The sequence below is a fragment of the Gemmatimonadota bacterium genome (assembly GCA_016719105.1).
Lineage (GTDB): Bacteria > Gemmatimonadota > Gemmatimonadetes > Gemmatimonadales > Gemmatimonadaceae > SCN-70-22.
Map to the genome: position 1 here is coordinate 404017 of JADKAQ010000008.1, position 25411 is coordinate 429427.

The window sequence follows — 25411 nt, forward strand, 5'->3', positions numbered from 1 at the left end:
CTCAGTCGGCGCGCACCAGCCGGTTGATCGCCGCGAGCCCGTCGTCGCCCACGTCGAGCGAGAAGGCGTTCACGTACAGGGCGATGTGCTGGTCGCAGACCGCGTCCGACATCTCCTGCGCGTGCGCGCGCACGTAGTCGCGGCTCGCCTCGGGGTGGTCGAAGGCGTACTGCACCGACGCGCGAATGGCGCGTTCGACGGCCCGCGCGGTCTCGTCATCCAGGTCGGCGCGCGCACAGATCCCGGCGAGGGGGACCGGGAGCGACGTCTCGCGCTCCCACCAATCGCCAAGGTCGATGACCTGCTGCAGGCCGTGCTCCTGGTAGGTGAAGCGCGACTCGTGGATGATGAGCCCCGCGTCGACCTCGCCGGTTTCCACGGCGCGCAGGATGCGGTCATAGCGCATCTCGACCACCTCGCCTAACGCCGGGGCGGCGAGGCGGAGGAGGCGATACGCCGTGGTCTCGCGCCCGGGGATCGCCAGCCGCCCCCGCGCCGCCTGGGCGAGCGACGTTGCCTCGCGCGCGACGACGAGCGGGCCCACGCCCTTGCCTAACGCCGCACCGCTGCGCAGCAGGCGATAGCGCGCGCCCACCGCCGCAAAGGCGCCCACACTCAGCTTGGTGAGGTCGAATTCGCCGTCGTGCGCTCGGCGGTTGAGCTCCTCGATGTCGAGCAGGACGGGACGAATGCGGAATGGTGCCTCGACGAGCCCGTGCGTGAGCGCATGGAAGGCAAAGGTGTCGTTGGGGCAGGGCGAGTAGCCGAACGTCAGCTCGCGCTCGACGGCGCGGCTCCCCTGCATGGCCGCCACGAGCGCGGGGGTCACGGCGGTGATGACGGCGAGGGCGGTGTCGAAGTGCCAGTTGGCGCGGTCGCTCTCCTCGATCTCGTTGGAGATGGCGCGGATCTCGATGGCGGGGACGCCGGCGCGCTGCGCGGCGCGGAGGACGCCGAATCCCTCCATGGCCTCCACGTCGCACCCGGTGGTGCCCCCCACGCGCGCGCTGGTGCCGATAGCCAGGGTCGGCGCCTCTGGGAGGACCTGGCGCACCGCCGCGAGCAGCTCGCGCGAGGGGGCGATGGAACGCGGCGCCCACGACTCGGGGACGTCCAGGTCGCAGTAGCGTGCCTCGCTCCCGATGACCAGCGCCCCCGGCGTGAGTCCCGCGTCACGGCGCGCCCCGGCGATACCGACGTGCAGGATGGCGGCCGGACGATGCTGGGCGATGGCCGCCGCGGTGGCGACCGCGGCATCGACCGGGCCGATGCCGCACTGCAGCGTCAGCCACCCGTTTGGCGTCGCAAGTTCGCCCGCGGTGGCGGCGACCACGAGGATTCGAGGCGGTTCGTTCATACCGCCGCGAAGTCTAAGGGAGCGGCGCGCGCATCTCGACTGCATGTTGCCCCCCGCGCTGGCCCCCCGGCGCACCGCACCGCAGTATCATCGGTCTCCATCGCGCACCTCGAGCAGGCCCACCGCGAGGGTTCGGACCCCCGCCTCACTCCCGTCTCGTGTCGTCACTCATCAATCGCCAGATCCTGCTCGTCTCGCGCCCGACCGCCGAGCCCACGGCTGACAACTTTCGCCTAGTCGAGTCTCCCGTTCCCACGCTCGCGGACGGGCAGGTGCTGGTACGGCACCACTTCCTGAGCCTCGACCCCTACATGCGCGGGCGCATGAGCGAGGCCAAGAGCTACTCGGCGCCGCAACCGCTCAATGCGGTGATGATCGGCGGGACCGTCGGCGAGGTCGTGGAATCGCGCAGTCCGCGCTTTGCGCCTGGCGACCAGGTGGTGGGGATGGGCGGCTGGCAGGAGTACTCCGTCGTCGACGCCACCGGGCCCTCCATGCTGCGCAAGGTGGACACGACGCACATCCCGCTCTCCGCCTACCTCGGCGCGGTGGGGATGCCCGGCGTCACCGCCTGGTACGGGTTGATGAAGATCATCGCCCCGAAGCCCGGGAGCACCGTCGTGGTGAGCGCGGCGAGCGGCGCCGTCGGGAGCGCGGTCGGGCAACTGGCCAAGGTGCATGGCGCGCGCGCGGTCGGCATCGCGGGTGGGGCCGAGAAGTGCCGCTACGTCACCGAGGGCCTCGGCTTCGATGCCTGCATCGACTACAAGGAGCACCGCGACCTGGGGCGCTGTCCAAGGCGCTCAAGGCGGCGTGCCCCGACGGCATCGACGGACACTTCGAGAACGTGGGCGGCATGATCCTCGACGCCGTGATGCTGCGCGCCAACGCCTTCGCGCGCGTGGCCATCTGCGGAATGATCGCCGGCTACAACGGCGAGCCCATTCCGATGACCTATCCACAACTCATCCTGACAAACCGGATGAAGGTGGAAGGGTTCATCGTGAGTGAGCACATGGAGGTGTGGCCCGAGGCGCTCACGGAGCTCGGCACGCTCGTCGCCACCAAACGCCTCACGTACCGCGAGACGATCGCCGAGGGGCTGGCCTCCGCCCCCGAGGCGTTCTTCGGGCTGCTGAAGGGGAAGAACTTCGGGAAGCAGCTGGTGAAGCTGGCGTAGGGGCGGTCAGCGCCGGCGCGAGGGCCCGAGGGCGTCCCGAACGCCGGTCGCCAGCTGCACGCCGCGCGCTCACTTGCCTGGCTTTCTCGGAAACAGCTCGTCGCGGTTGGCCAGCGTGTACGCCGTCCACGCCATCACAGTCGCCGCCTGCTTCAGGTCATCAGGGATCAGGCGCTCGAAGGTGTCCGCGCTGGAGTGGTGGCTGCGGATGGTGTATTCCAGCGGGTCCTGCAGGAAGGTGAAGCCGGGAATCCCGACGTCGTCGAAGTCCTGGTGCTCGTTGCCGCCGACGTTCCCCTTGGGGATGGCCTGCACGCCAAGTTCGCGCAGCGGGGTGAAGATCTGCTCGAAGACGGGGCGCATGGTGGGGTGCGACTGGTCCCAGAGTCCGCGCAACTTCCCGGCGCCGTTGTCGAGGTTGAGGTAGACGGAGATCTTCGGCCACAGCTCGGGATGGCGGGCAATCCAGCCGGCGACGCCGAGGTGGCGCCCTTCTTCCGACGTCCAGATCCCGACACGGATGGTGCGGCGCGGCTTGAGGTCGAGCGCCTTGAGGATGCGCATCGCCTCCATGACGACGGCGATCCCCGACGCGTTGTCGGTGGCCCCGGTCCCGGCGTGCCAGCTGTCGAGGTGCCCCCCGAACATCACGTACTCGTCGGCCTTGTCGGTCCCCGGCAGGTCGGCCAGCGTGTTGTAGCCTATCGAATCGTCGTTCACCCAGCGCGTGCGGCTCTCCACCTCTACCTCCACGGGGAGTCCGCGCTTCACGTTGCGCCACATCTGCCCGTACTGCTCGTACGACACCACCAGCGCCGGGATCGGCTCACCCGCCTTCTGCTGGCGGATGTTGTGCCACCCGGGAATGGCGGCGACGCGAATGATGCCGTAGGCGATGGGCGACGGCGCGAGCAGTGCGGCGATCCCCTCGCCCTTGAGCGCGCGCATGGCATCCTCAAAACGATCGCCGAGCTTGCGGCGATCGAGACGCACCTGCTGGGGTGACCACTGGAAGTCCGGGCGCAACTTCGGGTCGTCCAACTCGGCTTGCGTGTAACGGCGCGTGCGCGTGGGATACTCCATCTGCAGGTAGTCCCACGGCTCGTAGTAGTAGCTGCTCTGGGTCTTTGGAGGCTCCCCCCACAGCACGATCTTCCCCTTGAGCTTTCCGCCGTACTTCTGCACGAGCGTCGCCGAGTCGGAGGCTTCGACGGCCACCACCTGCGACTTCACGAGCCCGACGGTACTCCCGCTCCAGGCCATGGCCTGCGCGACCAACGGCTGCGGGTACGGCGTGAGGATGTTCCCCACGTAGCGCACGCGCTCCCAGCCACGTCCCCACGTCCCCCACGGCTCCACGAACGCGTTGCGCAATCCCCAACGCGTCAGCTGCTCAGCGGTCCACTGGTTGGCCTGCTTCACCGCGCGCGATCCCTGCGGGCGAGGGCCGATGACGTCGGTGAGGTACCCCGCCGTCTCCATGACCTGCGAGCGGTTGTAGGCCTCGTCGCGGATGCGCGCGAGCGCGCCGAGGTCGAGCTTTTCCTGGACCACCTGCGCGCCCGCGACGGACGGGACACAGGCGAGCACGGCGAGGGTGAAGCGCCGGCAGGCAGCGGGGAGGTGACGCATGGCCATGGGTCGCGTGATGGGGTTGGGCACGGGCAACCGAGGTGCCGTACTCGACATACGTCGGCGGAAGGCGTCGGTACCAACGGGTGTGTTGGTATGCACGGGCAAGTGGGGCGTACTCCGGAGTAGCGCGCCTTCTCCGGGAGTGTCTCCGCCATGCGTCTCGATCCACGGTCACGTCGGTCCATCCCGCTCGCGATCGCCATGCTCCTCTTCGCGACCGCGTCGTCGTCTCGCGCCCAGGTCGCTGCCGGGGAGACGAGGCGAACGACGGGGCAGCAGGGGTTCACCCTGGAACAGGTGCGCTCGTACCCGTTTGCCGGGGAGTTGGTCGCCGCCAGGCGCGCCCCCCGCCTCGCCTGGGCCTTCAACGAGCAGGGCCGCCGCAACATCTGGGTGGGCGAGGCCCCCTCGTACGAGGCCCGCCAGCTGACGCACTTCGACCGCGACGATGGGCAGGAACTCTCCAGCGTCAGCATCTCGGCCGACGGACGCTACGTCGTCTTCGTGCGCGGCGGCGACCACGACTGCAACTGGGACTGCACCGTCCCGGTCAACCCGACGTCGTCGCCGATTGCGCCGGTCGTGTCGGTGTGGATCGCGCCGTTCGACGGGAGCGCGCCGCGCGCGATCGGGGATGGCGACACGCCGGCGATTTCGCCGACGGGCGACGTGGTGGCGTACGTGCGCGACCGGCAGATCTGGGTCGCCCCGCTCGACGGTTCCGCCGCGCCACGCCGGCTGTTCGCCGCGCGCGGCGAGCTGCGCGAGCCGGCCTGGTCGCCCGACGGCCGCAAGCTCGCCTTTGTCGCCGACCGCGGCGATCACGCATTCATCGGCGTCTACGAGAACGACAGCACGGCGATTCAGTGGCTCGCCCCCACCACGAGCCGCGATCTCATGCCGCGCTGGTCGCCCGACGGGAAGCGCATCGCCTTCGTCCGGCGCCCGGGCCTGGGCGGTCCCCCCGATTCAATCCTCACGTTTCCGTTGCAGCCGTGGAAGATCGTGGTCGCCGACGTGGAAACGGGGGCCGGCCGAGTCGTCTGGAAGAGCCCCAACACCGTGCGGGGCGGCTATCCGCGGAGCTTTGGGGCGAACCTCATGTACGGTGCCGGTGGGCGCATTGCCTACCTGTCGTACGAAGACGGATGGCCGCACCTGTACTCGGTGAGCGACGCAGGAGGCGCCCCGCTACTCCTCACACCGGGCGACTACATGGTCGAGACGGTGCGCCCGAGCCCCGACGGACGGTTCCTCGTCTACTCGGCCAATGCGGGAACGGGCGGCGACGACATCGACCGCCGCCACCTGGGGCGCGTCTCGGTGGAGCGGAGCGATGCGCGCGTGCTCACGCCGGGCACCGGGCTCGAGTTCTCCCCGGTCGTGACCTCGGATGGGGCGACGATCGCCTTCCTCGGCGCCACCGCGTTGCAGCCGGCGATGCCGATGGTGATGCCGGCCGGCGGAGGTCCTTCGCGCAGCATCGCGGCGTCGCGCCTTCCTGCCACCTTCCCGCGCGACCAGCTGGTCGTCCCACGCCCCGTCTCCTTTCGTGCGCCTGACGGACTGGTGATCCGTGCACAGCTCTTCGAGCGCCCCGGCGGCCCCTCGCGGAAGCCGGCGGTGGTCTTCGCCCACGGCGGCCCGGAGCGCCAGATGCTGCTGGGCTGGCACTACATGGACTACTACGCCGGCACCTACGCGCTCAACCAGTACCTGGCGTCGTTAGGGTATGTCGTCCTGTCGGTGAACTTCCGGCTGGGACTCGGGTACGGCTTCGACTTCCATCGCATCGTCGACGGCTGGTCGCGCGGGGCGTCGGAGTACCAGGACATCAAGGCGGCGGGGGAGTACCTGCGCACGCTCCCACAGGTGGACGGGCGCCGCATCGGGATCTACGGCGGTTCGTACGGGGGCTTCCTCACCGCCATGGCGCTGGGCAAGGACTCCGACCTCTTCGCCGTCGGGGTCGACATCCATGGCCCCTCCGACTGGACCGCCGACAACGCCTCGCGCATTGGCGGGTTGGCGTGGGACTATGAAAAGGGCGACCGCTCGCGCGCGGCCGACGTCGCGTTCAATGCCTCGCCCGTTGCATACGTCGATGGCTGGCGCTCGCCGGTGCTCTTCATCCACGGCGACGACGACCGGAACACGCGCTTCTATCACACGATCGACCTCGTCAGGCGACTCGAGGTCCGTGGCGTGCCCTACGAGGAATTGATCATCCCCGACGACACGCACCACTGGATGCGGCACGCCAACGCGTTGCGCGTATGGACGGCGACGGTGGAGTTCCTGGGGCGGTACCTGAAGCCGGAGTCTGCGCGTCGTTAGGTGAAGCGGACACGAGACCGAGACCATCCCCCGAGCGCCCGTGTTGCACGGCGCGCTATCGTGCGCGGCGCGCTATGGCACCCGGCGCGCCAGCAGATTCGCCAGGATGCGATACGCCCCCGGCACACCGTACGGCAGCTGCCGGTGCAGCGCCAGCGCCACGTAGCTCCACTGCCCGGCCCCCACGCGCGCCGTCACCCACACGCCGGACTGCGCCGCCTGCCCCGTATCGTGCATCTCCACCAACGGGGTGTACTCCGGCGCGAGCTGCGTGAGGAACTTCGACCCCCGCTGTTCGATCCAACCGTCGAAATCGCGCGGCGTGATGCGGTTGGGCGAGGTCAGCAGCGGGTGTTCGGGCGCGAGCACGCGAACCGGCGCGTCCTCCTCGGTCGTCTCCTCGGCGTCGTTCGGGAGTGCGGCGGGAAACGGGGCCATCGTCTCGGGGCGGAACTCCTGCGTCTGGTACAGGATGACGACGTTGCCTCCCTGCTTCGCGTACGCGACCAGTGCGGGCGTGGCCGCCGCCAGTTCCGGGCGCACCGCATATGCCCGCGTCCCGATGACCACCGCGTCGAACGTCCCGAAGTCGCCAGCCGCAACGGTTGTGGCATCGAGCAGGGTCACTGCAGCACCGAGCTGCGCGATGGCCTCGGGGACCAGGTCGCCCACGCCCATGATGTAGCCCACCCTGAGCCCGGCGGCGAGCGTCACCGGCACGCGCCGCAGTTGCACCGTGGGCGAGGCGTAGAGGCGTACCGGTTCGAGTTCCCGATGCTCGCTCACCGTGACGGCATCACGCCAATCGCGGTCGTGCACGCGCGCGGACGCCGTAAGCGTCAGCGAGTCGCGCCCCGCGGGGAGCGTCACGTCGAAGGTGACCGACTGCCGCTCTCCCATACCCACGCGAACGATGCTGGGCGAGGTGACGCGCGCGCCGGCGGACGACGTCAGCGTGACCGCCGCCTCGACCGGCGTTAGGCTGTACCCGGTGACCTCCACGCTGACCTGCTCCCGGGCCTCGCCGTTGACGGTCACCACGCGCACTGCCGGCAGCGCGCGCAACGATACAGGTGGCACGACCACCAGCCGCGGATACGTGACCCCCTCGGGCTCGCGCGAGCGCCGATATCGCACGACGCGCTCGATGGTGATCAGCTCGCCCGCCACGCGCACGGTGGCCCGCACGCGCACCGGATCGGCGCCACGCGGCGAATGATCCGGGCTCCCGTCGCGCCACCGATAGTGCTGCTCCGAGATGAGGTCGCGCACGACGGGGGGGCGGCTCGGCTCGGCCGAGGGCGGCACGGTGAGGTCGAGCGTCGATCTCCACGACGTATCGGCGCGCAGCAGCTGGGCCGGCACGATCGGCGCCGGCCGTACCCACCCCTCGGGGGTCAGCAGTTCCACCCGTTCGAGCACGACCGGCTCCGGCGCGCCTCGCGAGACCTCGAGCTGCACGCCGACCGTCTCGCCCGGGACGACCGGTCGGCCATCGCCACTGGCCGGTCCGGCGAGCGCCGTCACCTGCAACGCGAGCGCCGCGGCGATTGCCCGTTCGAACTGGCGCCGCTTGAGGTCGAGGAGCTGCGTCGCGTGAGGCGCCGTGCCGGGCGTCATCCCTTGTGCTGCTCGCACAGTGCGGAGTCCTGCGACGAGCACCGGTACCACGGTCCATGGCGCATCGGGCCGCCAGCTGCCCAACGCCTGCCGTGCGGCATCCTCGGCCTGGCGGAGCAGTTCGGGTGCGCCGGTGGGTGCTCGCTCGCCGGCCATCGCAAAGAGCGATGCGAGCGACACGTCCATGCCGGCGAACATGTCGTCGCCTGCCGGGGCGGGATCGCCGGCGAGTTGCTGCAAGCGTTGCGGTGCCGCGCCGGTCGCCAGGCTCCGCCGCCCCGCGGTCTGCGACCGTTGGCGCGCGTACCCGTCGGCACCTAACGACTGGTACGACTCCCCCAGCCACGGATCGTACCGCCCCGCATCGACCACCACCCCCGCCGGCTCTCCCGCCCGCACGTTGGCGCGAAAGAGGCGGCGCACGCGCCAGGGGCGCAGCCCTTCCTTCGACAGCTGTTCGGGGAAGCGCGCCGGATCGGCCGCCGCTGCCACGGCAAGCGGGGCGAGCACACCGGCCAGCTGGTGATGCCCATGACCATCGCGACTGCCGCCGAACCACCGCCCGACCACGACCAGCGGCCGGTTCTGGCGAATCACCCGCACCATGTCGCGCAGCACCGCGGTGGTGTCCCAACTCCGCGCCGCCTCGGCCATCGTCTTCGAGAAGCCGTAGTCGACCGCCGACGTGAAGTACTGGTCGTCGAGACCGTAGTAGCGATCGGCAAGGAGCAGCTCCTCCGTGCGGACGAGCCCCAGCGCATCGAAGAGCTCACTCCCCGCGGCGTTGGCACCGGCCTCACCGCGATTGAGCGTGAGCAGCGCCGTACGCGCACCGGTCCCGCGCGAGAGGTACGTGAGCAGCCCCGCCTGTTCGTCGTCAGGGTGCGCGGTTACCTGCATCACACTGGCCAGGGTGCTCAGCTCCAGGAGCCGCTGGCGTAGCCCGGCGGCACCACGATCGGCCGGCAGCGCGCCACCAAAGACATCGGACGGGTCGAGCTGCAGGACCGCAGGACGCTGCGCCGTAAGCTCGGTCGGCGTCGCGGCGATCGCCGCCATCCACGCGGCCTTCAGCACGAGCTTCGACGCGGTCTGCAGCGCGGTCTTCCACGCGGTCAGGTGCGCGAGCCACACAGCGTGCCCCACTCCGCGCGTTAGGACGCCTTGGGGCGCCGTGCGTACTCGGGAGGTAACGCCTTCGGGGGCGAATGGCATGCGCGAAGCTACCGCCCCCCCGCAAACGCATCCAGCCCGCGTATCTTCTCCCCGTCCTCCACCCTCGAGTACCCCGTGACCACTCCGCACATCCTCACCGCCACGGCCAACGGCGTTGTCACCATCGAGCTGTCGCGCCGTGAGAAGAAGAACGCGATCACCACGGCGATGTACCGGGGGATGAGCGACGCGCTCGACGAGGCCGCGCGCGACGCCGAGGTGCGCGCCGTGTTGCTGCGGGGGCAGGCCGACCTCTTCACCGCGGGCAACGACGTCGGCGACTTCCTCACGGGAACGGCGCGCGCGGAGGCGCAGGGCCATCGTTTCCTGGTCGCGATCTCGTCGTTCCCCAAGCCGATCGTAGCAGCGGTGGGCGGGCTGGCCATCGGGATCGGCACGACGATGCTGATGCACTGCGACCTCGTGCTGGCCGCCGAGGAAACGCGTTTCCAGCTGCCGTTCGTCAACCTCGGGCTCTGCCCGGAGGCCGGGTCGAGCATGCTGCTGCCGCAGATGGCCGGTCACCGCCTGGCGGCGGAACTCATGCTGCTCGGCGACTACTTCGACGCGCACACGGCGCAGCGCGCCGGCATCGTCAATCACGTCGTGGCCGCCGACACCTTGCTCGACGTCTCGACGTCGCTCGCCGAACGATTGGCCAAGCAGCCGCCGGATGCGCTGGCCACGACCAAGGCGCTGCTCAAGCGCCCGATGGGGCGCTCCGTGCGCGAGGCCATCGAGGAGGAGTACCCACACTTCGAGCGACTCCTCCAGTCCGACGAGGCGCGGTCGATCTTCCGCGCCTTCCTCGAGAAGCGATAGGGCGGCGACCTAACGAGCGGCCGGGGCCGGCTTGTAGCCCGGCCCGCGGATCACGCGCCCGGGCCTGGCCCCCGTGTACTTCCCGTCCTCGAGCACCACCCCGCCATTCACGAGGACGTATCGCATCCCCTCCGAAGGGAGCGTCGGCTCGGCAAACGTCGAGCGATCGCGAATGGTCGCGGCGTCGAAGACCACGATGTCGGCGGCGAGCCCCGGGGCCAGGCGCCCGCGATCGTAGGCGCGAATCTCGTTGGCCGCCACGGCGCTCATGCGATGCACCATCCCCTCGAGCGACAGCACCCCCAACTCGCGCACATAGCGCGCGAGCAGGCGAGGAAACGATCCGTACCCGCGCGGGTGCCCTTCCTTCTCCTCGGGCATCATGGGGCCGGCGTCGGTGTCGAACGAGGTGAACTCCTCACGCATCGCCTTGATCTTGTTGGCGTCCGACATCGACTGCGGCATGGCGGAGGCCGACGTGGGGGCGATCTCGAAGAAGAGGTCCCACGCCTCCTTCCCCACCTTCCGGGCGATGTCGCCCACGCTCATCCCCGAGTACTGCGCATACGGCTCCGCCAGGCCGGAGACGATCACGCGGTCCCAGTTCTTCCCGGCGTGCGCGTACCAGTTCTCCCAGCCGCCTAACGTTTCCATCTCGCGGCGCATCTCGGTGCGCACCGCGGGATCGCCGAGCTTTCGCAGCAGCTCGGCCTGCCCATCGGCGGCGTGCCGTGGGTGCAACAGGGCACGAATCCCCAGCCCGTTGTTGATGTAGGGATAGATATCGACCCCCACCTGTTGCCCCGACGCGCGCGCCGCCCTGATGCGGGCAATCGCGAGATCCATCTTCCCCCAGTTCCCCTGCCCGGCGGTCTTGAGGTGGAAGATGTGGACCGGTGTCCCCGCGGCGGCCCCGATGCGCAACGCCTCGTCGATCGCCTCGAGCAGGCGGTCCCCTTCGTTGCGCATGTGCGTGAAGTACGAACCGCCGTAGGTCCCCGCGACCTTGGTGAGCTCGGCAATCTCCGACTCCGAGCCGTAGATGGCCGGCGGATAGATGAGCGAGGTCGAGACTCCGATGGCCCCGGCCTCCATCGCCTCGCGCACGTAGCCGCGCATGCGCTCGAGCTCTTCGGGGGTGGCCTGTCGGTCCTTGTCGCCGATGACCAGGCGCCGCAGCTGCGTGTGCCCCACGGTCTGCACCGCGTTCATCGGCATCCCCGCCGAGTCGAGCTTGGCGAAGAGCTGGCGCATCGTCGACCAGCCGGCGCGCGTCGCCTGCTCGCCTTCGAGCGGGGCGCTCGACACCCCCTCGCCGGCGTTGATGGTCGTGATCCCCTGTGACAGCAGGTTGAAGGCGCTGTTGGGATTGGCGAGAAACGGCGTGGCCGTCTGTCCCATCATGTCGATGAAGCCGGGGGCGACGATGTGCCCAGTGGCATCGATCGCCCGCTTTCCCTGTGTGGGGCTGAAACGCCCGATGGCGGCGATGCGCCCGTTGGCGATGGCGATGTCTCCGGCGTACCACGGCGCCCCCGTCCCATCGACGATGCGCCCGCCGTGGATCACGACGTCGTAGGGAGGCACCGTCGCCGAGGGGGCGGCCGGGCGTTGCCGGGGCTGCGCGGCTGCGGGCGACGCAAGGACGGGAAGCGCGACCGCCACGGTCGCCAGGACATGCATCAATCGTTGCAACTGCCGAACCTGGACGCCGTGCATGCTCGCTCCCCCTGGGTGAAAGTCAGGCGCTCCCGCCGGGGGAGTCACCGTCCGGATATCGCAGCCGGAGCGCGGCGATATCGCGCGCCCCCAGCCCCTCGTCCATCGCCGCCGCCAGGACCGCGCGCGCCGCCTCGGTCACCGGCAGCTGCAATCCCTGTTCGACACCGACGCCCGCGACGATGCCCAGGTCCTTCTCGTAGAGCACCAGCGCGGCGCCTGCATCATACTGGCCGCCCTGCACCCGCGCGAGCGTGCGGTCGAGCATGCGCGACTGCCCGAAGCCGGCGCGCAGCACCTCCGCCAGCGCCTCGAGGTCGAGCCCCACGCGCTGCGCCAGAGCAATCGCCTCCGCGGCCGCCGCCCCGTGCACGAAGGTGAGCAGCTGGTTCACGAGCTTGGCGTGCGTCCCGGCCCCGGGTGGCCCCATGTGCACGATGGTGCGTCCGTAGGCCTGCACCACCGCCCGCGCCCGCTCGAACGCCACCGCACTGCCACCGGCCATGATGGCCAGCGTCCCCTGCTCTGCCCCTTCGGGACCGCCACTCACCGGCGCGTCGACGAAGTGCACCCCGCGCTGCGCCGACCGTTCGGCCACCCGCCGCGCGAGCGCCGGGGTGATGGTCCCGTGCTCGATGAGGAGGGCATCCGTGCGGGCATGGTCCACGATGCCGTCGGCGTCCAGGTAGAGCCGCTCCGACGCAGCCACCGTGTCGACGCAGGTGATGACCACGTCGGCCGCAGCGGCGAGTGCCCCCACGGAGCGCGTGGCCACGGCCCCCGACGACAGGTACGGTGCCAGGCGCGCCTCGGTCCGATTGAAGACCAGGACCCGATGCCCTGCCGCCAGGAGGCGCCGGACCATGGGCCCACCCATCTTCCCCACGCCCACCACCCCGACGATGGGAAGCGCGTCGTCAGCCATCGGTCACGCAGCCGAGTGAGGCGTTGCTCACCGATCGGATGTACTTGAGCAGCACGCCCTGCGTGGCACGCAGCGGTGGCGCGATCCACGCCGCGCGACGCGCGGCCAGCTCGGCGTCGCTCACGTCGACGGTGAGCGTGCGTGCCGTGGCGTCGATGGTGATGCGATCGCCATCGCGCACCAGCGCCAGCGCCCCGCCATCCTGCGCCTCCGGCGTCACGTGTCCCACCACGAAGCCATGCGTCCCGCCGCTGAATCGCCCGTCGGTGATCAGGGCCACGCTCGCACCGAGGCCCGCTCCCATGATCGCGCCGGTAATCGTCAGCATCTCCGGCATCCCGGGGCCACCGCGCGGCCCCTCGTAGCGAATCACCACCACGTCGCCGGGTTGCACCTGGCGCTGCTCGAGCGCGGCGAGCGCCGCCTCCTCCTGCTCGAAGACGCGCGCCGGGCCGGAGAAGCGCATCCCTTCCTTGCCCGTGATCTTCGCGACGGCACCGTCAGGCGCAAGATTGCCGCGCAGGATCTCCAGGTGGCCGGTCGCCTTGAACGGCGCTCCCAGCGGACGGATCACGTCCTGCCCCTCGGCGAGCCCCGGCACCTCGGCCAGGTTCTCGGCCACCGTCTTCCCGGTCACCGTGAGGCAGTCGCCGTGCAGCAGCCCTTGGGCGAGGAGGTACTTCATCACCGCGGGCGTCCCCCCCACCCGATCGAGGTCCTCCATCACGTACCGCCCGCTCGGCTTGAGGTCGGCGATGTACGGGACGCGGGCGCTGATGGCCTGGAAGTCGTCGATGGTGAGAAGGACGCCAGCGGAGCGCGCAACGGCCAGCAGATGCAAGACGGCATTCGTCGACCCGCCCAGCGCCATGACCACGGTGATCGCGTTCTCGAACGCCGCGCGCGTCATCACCTGGCGCGGCGTGATGCCCCGCTCGAGGAGCACGCGCATGGCCGCCCCCGCGCGCACGCATTCCTCACGCTTGCGCGGGTCGGTGGCCGGCGTGGACGAACTGTAGGGCAGCGTCATGCCTAACGCCTCCGCCGCCGACGCCATCGTGTTGGCCGTGTACATCCCGCCGCAGGCGCCCGCGCCCGGGCAGGCATGGCGCACTACCGCGTTCATCGAGGCCTCGCTGCGCCGCCCGGCGACGAACTCGCCATAGCTTTGGAAGACCGAGACGATGTCCAGCGTCTCGCCGTCGTGGTGCCCCGGGCGGATCGTCCCGCCGAAGATCATGAGCGCCGGACGGTCCAGGCGCGCCATGGCCATGAGGGCGCCCGGCATGTTCTTGTCACAGCCGGGGACGGCGATGAGCCCGTCGTACCACTGGGCCCCCATCACCGTCTCGATCGAGTCGGCGATGAGGTCGCGCGACGGAAGCGAGTAGCTCATCCCGTCCGTCCCCATCGAGATGCCATCGCTCACCCCGATGGTGTTGAAGCGCATCCCCACCATCCCGGCCGCCTGTACCCCGTCGCGCGCCGCCGTCCCCAGCTCGAGCAGGTGCATGTTGCAGGGATTGCCATCGTACCACATGCTGGCGATGCCGACCTGCGCCTTGGGCAGGTCGTCTTCGGTGAGCCCGGTGGCAAAGAGCATGGCGCGCGACGCGACCTGCGCGCGCGCCTGGGTCAGGCGAGCGGAGTGCCGGTTCATCGTCATGGGCGGCTCATGCCATCTTGTAGCCGCCGCCACAGGTGACGACCTCGCCGGTGATGTAGTTGGACTCCGGGATGCAGAACAGGTACACCGCACCGGCCGCCTCCTCCACCGTCCCGGGCCTGCCTAACGGGATGATGGCCTCGAGCTTCTTGAACGCCTCCGGATTGAGCCCGACCGGGATGTGCCGTCCCTCGATGTCGATCGTGGCCCCGCCGTGCGCAGGCGCCGAGGTGAGGCGTGTTTCGATGACGCCGAAGGCGACCGCGTTCACGGTGACCTTGTAGCGCCCCCACTCCTTGGCCATCGCCTTGGTGAGGCCGATGATCCCCGCCTTGGCCGACGAGTAGTTGGCCTGCCCCGGGTTGCCGTTGGTCCCCGAGACCGACGAGATGTTCACCACCTTGCGATACACGGGGGTCCCGGCCTCGGCCTCCCGCTTGGCGTTGGCGCGAATCACCTCGCTCGCGGCGCGCAGGATGCGGAACGGCGCCTTGAGGTGCACGTCCATGATCGCGTCCCACTGCTCGTCGGTCATCTTCTGGATCACGTTGTCCCAGGTGAAGCCGGCGTTGTTGATGATGATGTCCAGCCCGCCGAAGCTGTCGACCGCCGTGCGCACGAAGCGCTCGGGAAAGTCCCTGTCGGCCACACTCCCAGAGACGGCAACCGCCTTCCCTCCGCTCGCCTCGATGGCGGCGACGGTCTCCTGCGCCGGTGCGGCATCGAGATCGTTGACGACGATGTGCGCCCCCTCGCTGGCGAGCTTGAGCGCGATGGCCTGCCCGATGCCGCGTCCGGCACCGGTGATGATGGCGACCTTTCCGGCGAGCTTCATGATGCGAGGTGCGAGTGGGTGTGAAGGCGAGACAACGTGCGGGATGATCAGTCGGCGCGGTAGAGCGTGATGACGCACGCGCCGCCCAGGCCGAGGTTGTGCTGCAGCGCGATGCGCGCCCCCTCGACCTGGCGCGCCCCCGACATCCCGCGCAGCTGCCAGGTGAGTTCGGTGCATTGGGCCAGCCCGGTGGCGCCTAACGGGTGCCCCTTGGAGAGGAGCCCCCGACGGGTTGGTGACTACCTTGCCGCCAAAGGTATTGTCGCCCTCGACAATGAAGCGCTCCGCCGTCCCCTCGGGTGTGAGTCCCAGCGCCTCGTAGGCGATGAGTTCGTTGGCGGTGAAGCAGTCGTGCAGCTCCACCACATCTACATCCTCCGGGCCGATCCCCGCGGCGTCATACGCGCGCTGCGCCGCTCCCTTGGCCATGTCGTAGCCCACCGACCGCATCATGTTGCCGGCATCAAACGTCCCGGGGATGTCGGTGGCCATCACCTGGGCGGCGATCGTCACGCGCGCGTCGATGCCGTGGCGCGTCGCGAAGTCGCGTGAGCAGACCACCGCCGCCGCCGCGCCGCAGGTGGGAGGGCAGCACTGCAGCCGCGTCAGCGGGTCGCTCACCGCGGGCGAGGCGAGCACCTCGTCCTCAGTCACCGGCTCGCGGAAGATGGCGAACGGATTGAGCGAGGCATGCTTGCGCGCCTTGACCGAGATCTTGGCAAAGGTGCTCGGCTTGATGCCATGCTCCTTCATGTAGTGACGGCCCGCTGCGGCAAAGTACTGCGGCGCCAGCGGCGCCCCTTTGTCGATGCCGTCGGTGCGATCGAGCGCACCGGCCACGAGTTCGGTGGGGATGGGACGATCCTGGAACAGCTTGATGAGCGGGCCGGGGATCATCTGCTCGAAGCCGACGGCGAGCGCACACTCCACCGCCCCGCTGGCCACCGCCTGTCGCGCGAGGAAGAGCGCGGTCGAGCCGGTAGCGCAGTTGTTGTTCACGTTGATGATCGGCGCTCCGCTCAACCCCACCTCGTACATCGCCCGCTGGCCGGCGCAGCTGTCGCCATACACATAGCCCACGTACACCTGCTCGGCGTCGTGGTACGCGATCCCCGCGTCGGCCAGCGCGGTGCGCGCGGCGGTTGAGGCCATCACCGTGTACGGATCGCTCTTGCCGGGCTTGGCGAAGGGGACCATGCCGACCCCCGCGACGACCACTGTTCTCGACATCGTGTCCTCGTGTTTCCGTGTGTTGTCGCGTCATGGGTCGACACCCGCGGGCGCCGACGTCGTCGCCTACCGCGCCTGCGGCACCACCGTCGCGCCCCCGGCGATCTTCACCTCACCCTGCGCGTTGCGCAGCGTGAGCGCGAGCGCCACCGCGCCGTCGGGCGCAATGGCCGACACGACCCCCGCCGCCGTCAATTGCTCGCCGGGGTACGTGATGGCCGAGAAGCGCACGTGGATGTCGCGCAGCCGTTCCTGTGGCACCCAGTGCGTGATCATGCGTACCAGGTACGCCACGCCAAGCATGCCGTGCATGAAGACATCGCGGTGGCCGGCGGCTTTCGCGAAGTCCGAGTCGATGTGCAGCGGGATGTGGTCGCCCGAGCCCCCCGCGTACAGGGCGAGCGTGGCCCGCGTGAGCGGCGGGAGCACCAGCGGCGGCAACGTTTCGCCCACCCGCAGCGCGTCGGTCGGCAGCCCGGTCACCGGTGCCTCCAGATCATCACCTGCCGCCCCACCGCGACCAACGCCCCGCTATCGGCATGGCGCACCTCGCTCTCGAACGCGACGAACTCGAGCGCTCCCCCCTTCTTGTCGTAGACGTCGACCACGCGCCGCGTCACGCGCACGCGGTCCCCCGCACACATCACGTCGTGAAACGTGTACGACTGCTCCCCGTGCAGCACGTCGGTGATGGGAATGCCCACGTCGGTGAGGTACCCCGACCCGACCGGACTGTCGGCCTGCAGGCAGAAGGCGAAGGTCGGCGGCGCCACGATCGAGCGGTAGCCGGCGGCACGCGCGGCGGCTTCATCGGTGTAGATCGGCCGCGTCTCGCCGATCGCCTTGGCCAGGAGCGTCAGCCGCCCCTTCTCGATCTCCACTTCAAAGGGGGGCCACTCGCGACCGATGATGGCGCGGTCGATCATGCGGGGGCCTGCTTGGGCATCGTCGCCAGCCACGCCAGGCTTTCCACCGTCGAGCGTTGCGGATGATACTCGGCGCCGTACCAGCCGGCGTACCCGCTCCTGCCAATCGCCTGCAGGATCGCCGGGATGTCGAGCGACCCGGTGCCGGGCTCGTGCCGCCCCGGGACGTCGGCGAATTGCACGTGACGGGCAATGGCCCGCACGTGCGTGAACGCCTCGACTGGGTCGCCGCCGTTCATGGCCGTGTGATAGACGTCGAACTGCAACCCCAGGCGCTGGCTCCCCAGGCAGCGTACCACGTCGGCGGCCTGCTGCAGGTCGGCCAGGAGCGCGGTCGGCGCATCGACGCGGTTCATCGCCTCGATCAGGAGCGAGGTGCCCTTGGCGCGACTCAGGCAGAGCGCCAGGCGAACGTTGGCCAGGTAGGTGTGCAGGCAGTCGTCCCGTGAGACCCCGGCCGGGATGCGCGACGGCCCGAGGTGCACGTGCAACGCGCCTAACGTGGCCGCCGCGTCGAGCGCGTGCTCCAGCGACTCGCGGAACGCGTCCTCGCGCCCGGGGACCCCCGACAGCCCATCGCCACCCGTGGCGTAGTCGCGCGACCCCACGTTGATGAGCACGACCTGGAGCTGCGCGTCGCGCGCCGCGCGCGCCATCTCGTCCACGTCGCCCTCGGCGAGCCCCTGGATCTCGACGCCGGCAAAGCCGGCCGCGCGCACCGCCGCGAAACGCTCCAGCAACGGCAGCTCGCGGAACATGAACGAGACCGACGCCGACAGCTGCATCGCCTACTCCGCCGACGTGCCAGGTGCGACGCGATCCGGTGTCGCACCCTCCGGTGTGGCGCGCTGCTGCGCCGCCTTCATCGCCAGCCAACTCGCCCGGTAGTCGCGCCCACCGGCCAGTACCTGTCCGCCATCACAGTAGACGATGGTCCCGTTCACGTATCCGGCCGCGTCGCTGCACAGGAAGAGCGCCACCTGCGCCACGTCGTGCCCCGTCCCGAAGCGCCGCATGGGATTCATCTGCGCCCACTGCTCGCGGATCTCCTCTGTCGGGGCCAGGCGCGCCATCCCCTCGGTGTCGCCAATGGGGCCGGGGACGATTCCGTTGACGCGAATCCCTTCGTGTCCCCATTCCACCGCGAGCGAGCGCGTGAGCATGTCGACCCCCGCCTTGGCGGCGCTCACATGGGCTTGGCCCCAGAATGCTTCGGTCGACTGCGGTGCGGAGATGTTGATGAGCGATGCGCCGGGGACGCGCAGCACGGCCTTGGCCGCGCGCAGGACGTGAAAGGTCCCGATGAGGTCGATCTCCACCACGGCGCGAAAGCCATTGGACGAGAGTTCATCGGCCGGGCAGATGAAGTTGCCTGCCGCCCCCGAGACCACGATGTCGAATGGACCGAGGGCCTCGTGCGCCCCCGCGACCGCACGCTCGACCGCGCCGAAGTCGCGCACATCGCCAGCCACGCCGTACACCTGTCCGCCATGTGCGCGCAACGCCGCCACCGCCGACTCCACACGCGCCGCGTTGCGACTCATCACCGCCACCCGCGCGCCGTACTCGGCCAGGGCGTGGGCGATGGCGAGGTTGATGCCGCTGGTGCCGCCAGCTACAAAGGCGACCTTGCCGGCGAGGAATCCGGGAACGAATGGGTTCATGTCTCGCTCACGTGGTCGCCGACGCGGCGCGCCGCGTCCAGTAGACGTAGAAGGGGAGCCCGGCCAGCACGATCCCGATCCCCACCATGCTGTACGCGAAGCGATTCACGAGGAGGTTGCCGAGGTACCACGTCAGGATACCCACATACATCAACGGCGTGAGCGGATAGAGCGGGACGCGGAAGGGGCGCGCCAGGTTGGGTTCGCGACGCCGCAGCACGATGAGCCCAAAGACGGTGAGCGCCATGAAGAGCTGCCCCACGAAGCCGACATACGTCAGGTTGTCCTGGTACGTCCCGCTGATGGCGAAGGTGCAGGCGATGAGCGCGAAGACCGCAATCGCGTTGACGGGCGTGCGACGCGTGGGATGTACCATGGCCAGCTTCTTGAAAAAGACCCCGTCGCTTGCCAACGAGAACGGAATGCGTGGGTAGTTGAGCAGCTGTGCGTTCACGGCGCCGATGGCCGAGAGAAAGGCGACCGCCGAGATGATGTCGGCCCCGATGGGACCGAAGACGGCATTCATCGCGTCGGCGGCGACCCGCGGGGAGTTCTTGAGCGTCTCGAACGGCAACACGTAGATGTACGCCGCGTTCACCGCCACGTACAGCGCGATCAGGATCCCCATTCCGGCGAAGATCGCGCGCGGGAGGTTCTTCTGCGGCTCGCGGACCTCGCCGGCCACGTGCGTGATGAAGTACCACCCGCTGTACGAGAAGACGGTGAGGATCATCGCCGTCCCCAGCGACCCGGTCGTCTCGCCCAGGGAACGCCCGGCGGGAAGCAGCGGGGAGTACGGACTCGGTCGTCCATCGCCCAGGAGGAAGCACGCGCCGATGATGGCGATGATGCCGCCCACCTTGAGCAAGGTGAGGATGTTCTGCGTCTTTCCGCTCTCGCGCACGCCGATGCAGTTGACCGTAGTAAAGGTCACGATGATCAGCACCGTGAGCGAGCGGCTCATCAGCGGGGTGAAGCTCGTGTACTTGGAGATGAAGTGCCCGGCGCTCTCCACCGCCAGCGACGTGGTCACCGCCGTGGCGCTCGCCGCATAGGCGAAGAACATCATCCAGCCGAAGAGAAAGGCAATCGGCGTCCCGGGATAGGCGCGCTTGAGGAACTGGTACGTCCCCCCCGTCTCGGGAATCGCGCCGGCCAGCTCGGCAAAGCTCAGCGCACCACAGAGCGCCATGAAGCCGGTGAGGAGCCACGCCGAGAGCGCCAGCCCGGGCGACCCGACCTCGCGCGCGACGGCGCTGGGGACCAGGAAGATGCTCGCCCCGATCGTCCCCCCCACTACCAGCGTGATGGCCTCGAGGGGGCCGAGTCCGCGCTTGAGCGCTCCGTCGCCGTGCGAGGCCACGCGCGCGCCGCTCAGGCGGGGACGTGGTCGAGTGCGCGGTCCAGCGCGCGCACGAACATCTCGACCTCGCTCTCCCCCATCGGCGTCGACAAGCACGCCGTCCCGGCGCGCGTGATGATCACCCCTTCGTCGAGCAGCCGTGCGTGAATCGCTGCCAATTGTTTGGCTGGGCCTGAGTCGGTGACGAACTGTCGGTAGTCGCGCACCGGGTCGTTCATCAGGAGGATGCGGCACAACGTGCCGTCACCCCCCGCACGCATCGCCAGCCCGCGCGCCTCGAAGCAGGCGTTCATGCCGTCGCGCAGGCGAGCGCCGAGCGCATTCAACCGCTCCACCTCGGCGCGCGTGTACAGCTCCATCGCCGTGAGCCCCGCGGCCATGGTGAGCGGGTTGGCGCTGAACGTCCCGCCCGAGAGGACCTTGGGCGGTCCCTTCGACGGGTCGAGCAATGCCATGATGTCGGCGCGCCCGCCGACCGCACCCACGGGGAGGCCGCCGCCGATGATCTTGCCTAACGCCGTGAGGTCCGGCGTGCCGCCGTAGCGCTCCTGCCCCCCGGCGTACCCCAGCCGGAACGAGACCACCTCGTCGTAGATGAGGACGATGCCGTGGTGTCGCGTGAGCTCGGTGAGGCGCTCGAGGAAACCGGTCGCCGGGACCGGCGAGCCGGCCTGCGAGGCGAGCGGGTCGACCAGGAACGCCGCCAGGTCGGCCCCGTGCTTCGCCAACAGTGCTTCCAGCAGCTCCGGCTTGTTGAACGGAATCGTCACGACCTCGTCGAGCACCGTCGGCGACAGGCCGCCGGAGTTGGGGACGCTCGCCGGCGACTCCTCCGGACCCCAGTTGGACGCCGCGCTCTTGACCGAGACCTGGATGTAGTCGTAGTAGCCGTGATAGAACCCTTCGAACTTGGCGATCTTGTGCCGCCCCGTGAACGCGCGGGCGAGCTTGACCGCCATCATCACGTTCTCGGTCCCGGAGTTGCCAAAGCGGATGCGTTCGATGGACGGGACGCGCTCCACCAGGTGCTTGGCCAGCCGCACTTCTTCTGCTCCGGGTTCCGACCACGCGGTCCCGCGCTGGGCCTGGTCGGTGATGGCCGCGACGATCTGCGGGTGGGCATGCCCGTGGATGAGCGACGTCATGTTGTTCACGAAGTCGAGTCGCTCGACCCCGTCGACGTCGGTGAGCCGGCACCCGCGCCCACTGTGCGCGTAGATGGGATACGGCTCGTAGAAGTAGTGCACGCGCGAACTACCGCCGGGGATGTACTGGCAGGCTTCGTCGAAAAGATGCTTGGAGGCGGCGGTCGAGGGCGCGGCGGACACGGAAGATAGGCTGCCGGAGGTCATGACAGGGCGGCGAGGAGGGCGAGGAGACGATGCCTCCCCACCTACGTCCCGCCTTCGTGCTTGTACCAACGAACGGTGGCTTTCGGCGCGACGCCGGGCTACCCGCCCGGTGCCTCCCCCGCCACGCGCTGCTTCAGTCGGCGCACGGCACTCCCCACCGAGGTGAGCACGGGGACCCCGGTGCGTTCGGCGACCACGGCGGCCGCGCGCGCCATGCTGAACTGCGCCAGGGCGATGACCCCGCACCCGTCGTCGACCAGTCGTGTCGCCGCCTCAGCGATGAGCGCATCATGCCGCTCGAAGTCGCCGGCACGCAGTGCGTCGAGCCCGCCGGCGGCGAGCGCCGTGCGGAGGTCGGCCCCCTCGGGGAATTCGGGCGCCATGGAGGTGAGGGTCGGCGCGAACGTCGCCACCAGCCCGATGCGTCGCCCCGTCGCCAGCGCATCGTCGATCATGGCCTCGTTAGGCTTGAGGACCGGGAGCGGCGCCAGCCAGCGCGCCACCTCCTCGATGCACCGCCCGAAGGCCGAGCAGCTGAAGAGAATCCCGTCCACGCCGGTGGTGACGGCGTACTCGGCGAGGAGGAGGAAGCGCTGGTCGAACGATTCGTCGAGCCCGTGCGGCGCGCGGGCGACGTCGGCCGACAGCGAGTCGTCGAGCAGGTGCATGCGCACGCAGTCGGGCCACGCCAGGTCCAGCTCGGCGTTGAGCGGGGCGAGCGATTCCGGGAGGGCGTGGATGAGGGCGATGCGCGGCGCTGGCGGTCCGCTCATTTCGCCTGCCGCAGTTCGCGGATGCGGAACAGCCCCAGGGTGAAACGTTCGCGCATGTCATCGCTGGTGCGGTTGGCGAGGGCGGGGTAGTGGCCCACGTGCGCGCTCACGTCGATGCGCGGCTCGGCGGCATCCACCGAGAGCCCCTGGTCGAGGAGCGCCGTGGCCTGGCGGTGGAAGTCGCGCAGGAGTGCCGCCAGATGCAACGGCCGCCCGCGGTCGCGCACCGGGGCCCCGTGCCCGGGGAGCATGACCTCCCACTCGAGCGATGGCAGGCGCTCCAGCGTCGTCGCCCACTCGTCGATGTAGCCGTCGCCAAGGTACGGGAGGCCGCTCCCCACCAGGTCGCCGGTGATGAGGACGCGTTCCTTCGGCAGGTGCACGACCACGTCCCCCCCTGTGTGTCCACGCCCGAGGAAGACGATGCGGATCTCGCGCCCCCCGCGAACGAGCGTCATCTGCTGCGACAGGGTCACGGTGGGCGGCACCGGGATCACGGCATCGACGGCCCGCTGGTAACGTTGCACCTGTCGGAGACTGCGCTGGGCGGCGGTGCGCGCCGAGTCGGTGCGGGCGCTGGCCACCAGGCGCCGCAACGAATCGTCCCGCTGCGCCAGCACGCGCTCCAACCCCTTGTACGAGGCGCTCGCCTTGGACGTCCCCGCCAGCAGCGCCGCACGCGTGAACTCGTGCCCGATGATCTCCACGCCGGGGCCGTAAACCTGGTTGCCGTGGGCGTGATCGTAGTGGAAGTGCGTGTTGACCACGTAGCGCACCGGCTTGGTCGTGATCTCCCGCAACTCCTTGAGCAGGGCCCACGCCGCCGCCGGCGAGACGTGCGAGTCGACGAGCATGACGTCGTCGGCATTGATGATGGCCGTGGCATTCGCCCCAACCGCCAGGTTGCCGGTCCCGACGGCGTGGTACACGCCGTCGGCGATCTTCGTGAAGCTGTAGGCCTTCCCCTCGTACTCAGCCCCAGGGGGGGTCGGCGGAAGCGCCTGTCCGGCGACCACGCGCGGCGCGGCGCCTACGAGCGTGCTGACCAGTGCCAGCGCGCGCACGGTGTTTCGCATCATCCGTCCTGATGTGGTGGTCCCCGCCGGATCGCCGCTCGCCGTGGCGCCGGCCTGCGCTAACGTCCGCCGCGGCTAACGTCCGCCGCGACGCACCGGTTGTCCAGCCAGTACCCCCGTCACCTTGCCGTCCTTGAGCGCGAATCTCCCGTTCACGAGGACGTGCACTGTGCCGTCGGAATACTGCCGCGGGTTGTCGTAGGTCGCGTTGGCCTTCATGCGCGCCACGTCGAAGATGGCAATGTCGGCGAAGAAGCCCGGCTTGATGAGCCCGCGGTTGGGAATCGTGTAGAACGCGGCCGGGAGCGACGTCATGCTGCGAATCAGGAACGGGAGCGTGACCAGCTTCTCCTCGAAGACCAGCTGCGTGATCTTGTGCGTGAAGCCCCCATACGTGCGCGGGTGCGTGTAGGTGCTGTCGCTCTCCGGTGTGTAGCCGTCGACCGTCGTCATCATCCAGTCCTTCACGGCGAGCAGGCGCACGTTCTCGGGACTGTAGATGTCGACGTTCATGTCCATCAGCCGTCCCCCCTTGGTCTGGAGGATCATGCGGCGCAGCGCCTCCGTCGGCGACACGCCCATCTCACGGGCGATGTCGGCGAGCGTGCGCTTGGTCCAGGCCTTGGGTCCCTCGGTGATGATGATCTTGGTGGCGCCACCGCGGTTGGTCAGGATCTCGTCGATCTCCGCCTCCATGCGCGCCCACGTGACCGGGTCCTGGAGGCGAGCCAGCAACGAATCGGTGCCACCCGCCGGGGCCCAGCGCGGCATCAGGTGCCCGTCGATGCTCGACTCGGAGTTGGTGAAGATGATCCCCGCCCCCATGATGTTCACGCCGCGCCCGCGCGCCGCCTCGATGAGTCGGATGGCCTCGGGCATCTGGGCGTGCGCCCGGTTGCCTAACGAATTGAAGTGCGAGAAGACGAGCGGCGTCCCGCCCTTCTCCGCGATCTCCATCGCCTCCTTGACCGAGTTGAGAAACCCGATCCCCTTGTAGCTGACCCCCATGTCGCGGTCGTGCGTGTCGTAGATCCCGCCAAACTCGGCGGCCACCTTGTTGAGGGCGATGACCTCGGCGGTGGAGGAGTAGTAGCCCGGGTTGTAGGCCAGCCCCGTCGAGAAGCCGAGCGCCCCTTCCTGCATCCCCTTCCGCACGTAGGCGCGCATCTTCTCGACCTCGGCCGGCGTCGCCTCGCGCGCGAAGTCGGTCCCCATCACCGCCGTACGCGCCGGGCCGTGTCCCACGAAGGTGAGCGCGTTGACCGCAATGCCACCGCGCCGCCACGACGTGAAGGCCTTGGCGACTTCGTTGTTGCCGAAACCGTCGATGCCGACGATGACGGTCGTGACGCCTTGTGTAATGAAGGGGACGGCGAGCTTTCCCGGCGCTTTCTCGAGGCGCTCGTGGTTGTGTACGTCCCAGAGTCCCGGGGTGACGAGCAACCCCTTGGCGTCGATCGTGTCCTTCGCCGTCACCTTGGCATCGAAGGCGTGTCCGACGAAGCTGATCTTGTCGCCGGTGATGCCGACGTCGGCCCACACCCAGTCACCGCCGGCGCCGTCCAGCAGGCGCCCACCGACAATCAGGCGGTCGACGCGCATGGCTGGCGCGGTGCCCGCGCGCTGCGCCGCCACATCAGGCGCAACAGTGGCAGACATGAGGAGCGCGGCAGGAACGTACCACGGCAGCGGCAGGTGACGACGGCGACGCATGAT

General features: G+C 69.5%; 18 protein-coding genes and 2 pseudogenes. 3 read left to right on the forward strand and 17 right to left on the reverse strand.

All coding sequences use genetic code 11. The features are described from left to right. Position 1: 1 nt before the first annotated feature. Positions 2-1357: a hypothetical protein gene (locus IPN47_12205; protein MBK9408789.1), complete on the reverse strand. Its 1356-nt coding sequence runs from the start codon at positions 1355-1357 to the stop codon at positions 2-4. A gap of 158 nt (positions 1358-1515) precedes the next feature. Here IPN47_12205 and IPN47_12210 point away from each other — a divergent pair. Then, positions 1516-2537: pseudogene (locus tag IPN47_12210) on the forward strand (NADP-dependent oxidoreductase). A 69-nt stretch (positions 2538-2606) separates the two neighbouring features. Here the strand turns inward: IPN47_12210 and IPN47_12215 are convergent. Continuing rightward, a complete protein-coding gene (locus IPN47_12215) occupies positions 2607-4175 on the reverse strand; it encodes a M20/M25/M40 family metallo-hydrolase (protein ID MBK9408790.1) in 1569 nt (522 codons plus the stop codon). 198 nt (positions 4176-4373) lie between these two features. Between IPN47_12215 and IPN47_12220 the strand changes: the two genes are divergently transcribed. Then, entirely contained in the window at positions 4374-6509 is a 2136-nt protein-coding gene (locus IPN47_12220; protein ID MBK9408791.1) for a S9 family peptidase, read from the forward strand. Between the two features lie 72 nt (positions 6510-6581). Here IPN47_12220 and IPN47_12225 read toward each other — a convergent pair whose 3' ends face one another. Further along, the gene (locus IPN47_12225) at positions 6582-9275 is read right to left on the reverse strand and encodes a PIG-L family deacetylase (GenBank protein MBK9408792.1); all 2694 of its coding nucleotides are present in this window, start codon (positions 9273-9275) and stop codon (positions 6582-6584) included. A gap of 144 nt (positions 9276-9419) precedes the next feature. Here IPN47_12225 and IPN47_12230 point away from each other — a divergent pair, with 144 nt between their 5' ends. After that, positions 9420-10166, forward strand: a complete 747-nt coding sequence (locus tag IPN47_12230; GenBank protein ID MBK9408793.1) for an enoyl-CoA hydratase — start codon at positions 9420-9422, stop codon at positions 10164-10166. Between the two features lie 9 nt (positions 10167-10175). Here the strand turns inward: IPN47_12230 and IPN47_12235 are convergent, their stop codons facing one another. From IPN47_12235 to IPN47_12300, 14 genes and pseudogenes are all read right to left on the reverse strand, one after another. Continuing rightward, positions 10176-11849, reverse strand: coding sequence for a D-aminoacylase (locus IPN47_12235; protein MBK9408794.1), 1674 nt, complete (start codon positions 11847-11849; stop codon positions 10176-10178). Positions 11850-11907: 58 nt separating this feature from the next. Next, the gene (locus IPN47_12240) at positions 11908-12810 is read right to left on the reverse strand and encodes an NAD(P)-dependent oxidoreductase (protein ID MBK9408795.1); all 903 of its coding nucleotides are present in this window, start codon (positions 12808-12810) and stop codon (positions 11908-11910) included. Further along, positions 12803-14476, reverse strand: coding sequence for a dihydroxy-acid dehydratase (ilvD, locus tag IPN47_12245; GenBank protein MBK9408796.1), 1674 nt, complete (start codon positions 14474-14476; stop codon positions 12803-12805). Before ilvD ends, IPN47_12240 begins: the two co-directional genes overlap by 8 nt. Positions 14477-14483: 7 nt before the next feature. Beyond that, the gene (locus IPN47_12250) at positions 14484-15311 is read right to left on the reverse strand and encodes an SDR family oxidoreductase (protein ID MBK9408797.1); all 828 of its coding nucleotides are present in this window, start codon (positions 15309-15311) and stop codon (positions 14484-14486) included. Between the two features lie 47 nt (positions 15312-15358). Continuing rightward, positions 15359-16541: pseudogene (locus IPN47_12255) on the reverse strand (lipid-transfer protein). A 66-nt stretch (positions 16542-16607) separates the two neighbouring features. Continuing rightward, entirely contained in the window at positions 16608-17024 is a 417-nt protein-coding gene (locus IPN47_12260; protein MBK9408798.1) for a dehydratase, read from the reverse strand. Further along, positions 17021-17467: a MaoC family dehydratase N-terminal domain-containing protein gene (locus tag IPN47_12265; protein ID MBK9408799.1), complete on the reverse strand. Its 447-nt coding sequence runs from the start codon at positions 17465-17467 to the stop codon at positions 17021-17023. The genes IPN47_12260 and IPN47_12265 overlap by 4 nt, the downstream gene beginning before the upstream one ends. After that, a complete protein-coding gene (locus IPN47_12270) occupies positions 17464-18252 on the reverse strand; it encodes a TIM barrel protein (protein ID MBK9408800.1) in 789 nt (262 codons plus the stop codon). Before IPN47_12270 ends, IPN47_12265 begins: the two co-directional genes overlap by 4 nt. A 3-nt stretch (positions 18253-18255) precedes the next feature. After that, positions 18256-19131: an SDR family oxidoreductase gene (locus IPN47_12275; protein MBK9408801.1), complete on the reverse strand. Its 876-nt coding sequence runs from the start codon at positions 19129-19131 to the stop codon at positions 18256-18258. Positions 19132-19138: 7 nt separating this feature from the next. Further along, positions 19139-20494 (reverse strand): amino acid permease, encoded by a 1356-nt coding sequence (locus tag IPN47_12280; protein MBK9408802.1) that lies wholly within the window; start codon positions 20492-20494, stop codon positions 19139-19141. Between the two features lie 11 nt (positions 20495-20505). Next, positions 20506-21822, reverse strand: coding sequence for an aspartate aminotransferase family protein (locus tag IPN47_12285; protein MBK9408803.1), 1317 nt, complete (start codon positions 21820-21822; stop codon positions 20506-20508). A 122-nt stretch (positions 21823-21944) separates the two neighbouring features. Next, positions 21945-22619: an arylsulfatase gene (locus tag IPN47_12290; protein MBK9408804.1), complete on the reverse strand. Its 675-nt coding sequence runs from the start codon at positions 22617-22619 to the stop codon at positions 21945-21947. Continuing rightward, complete coding sequence (locus IPN47_12295) at positions 22616-23698, reverse strand: MBL fold metallo-hydrolase (protein MBK9408805.1); 1083 nt, start codon at positions 23696-23698, stop codon at positions 22616-22618. The genes IPN47_12290 and IPN47_12295 overlap by 4 nt, the downstream gene beginning before the upstream one ends. Positions 23699-23770: 72 nt before the next feature. Then, on the reverse strand, positions 23771-25408 hold the full coding sequence (locus tag IPN47_12300) for an amidohydrolase family protein (protein ID MBK9408806.1): 1638 nt from the start codon (positions 25406-25408) through the stop codon (positions 23771-23773). Positions 25409-25411: the final 3 nt, after the last annotated feature.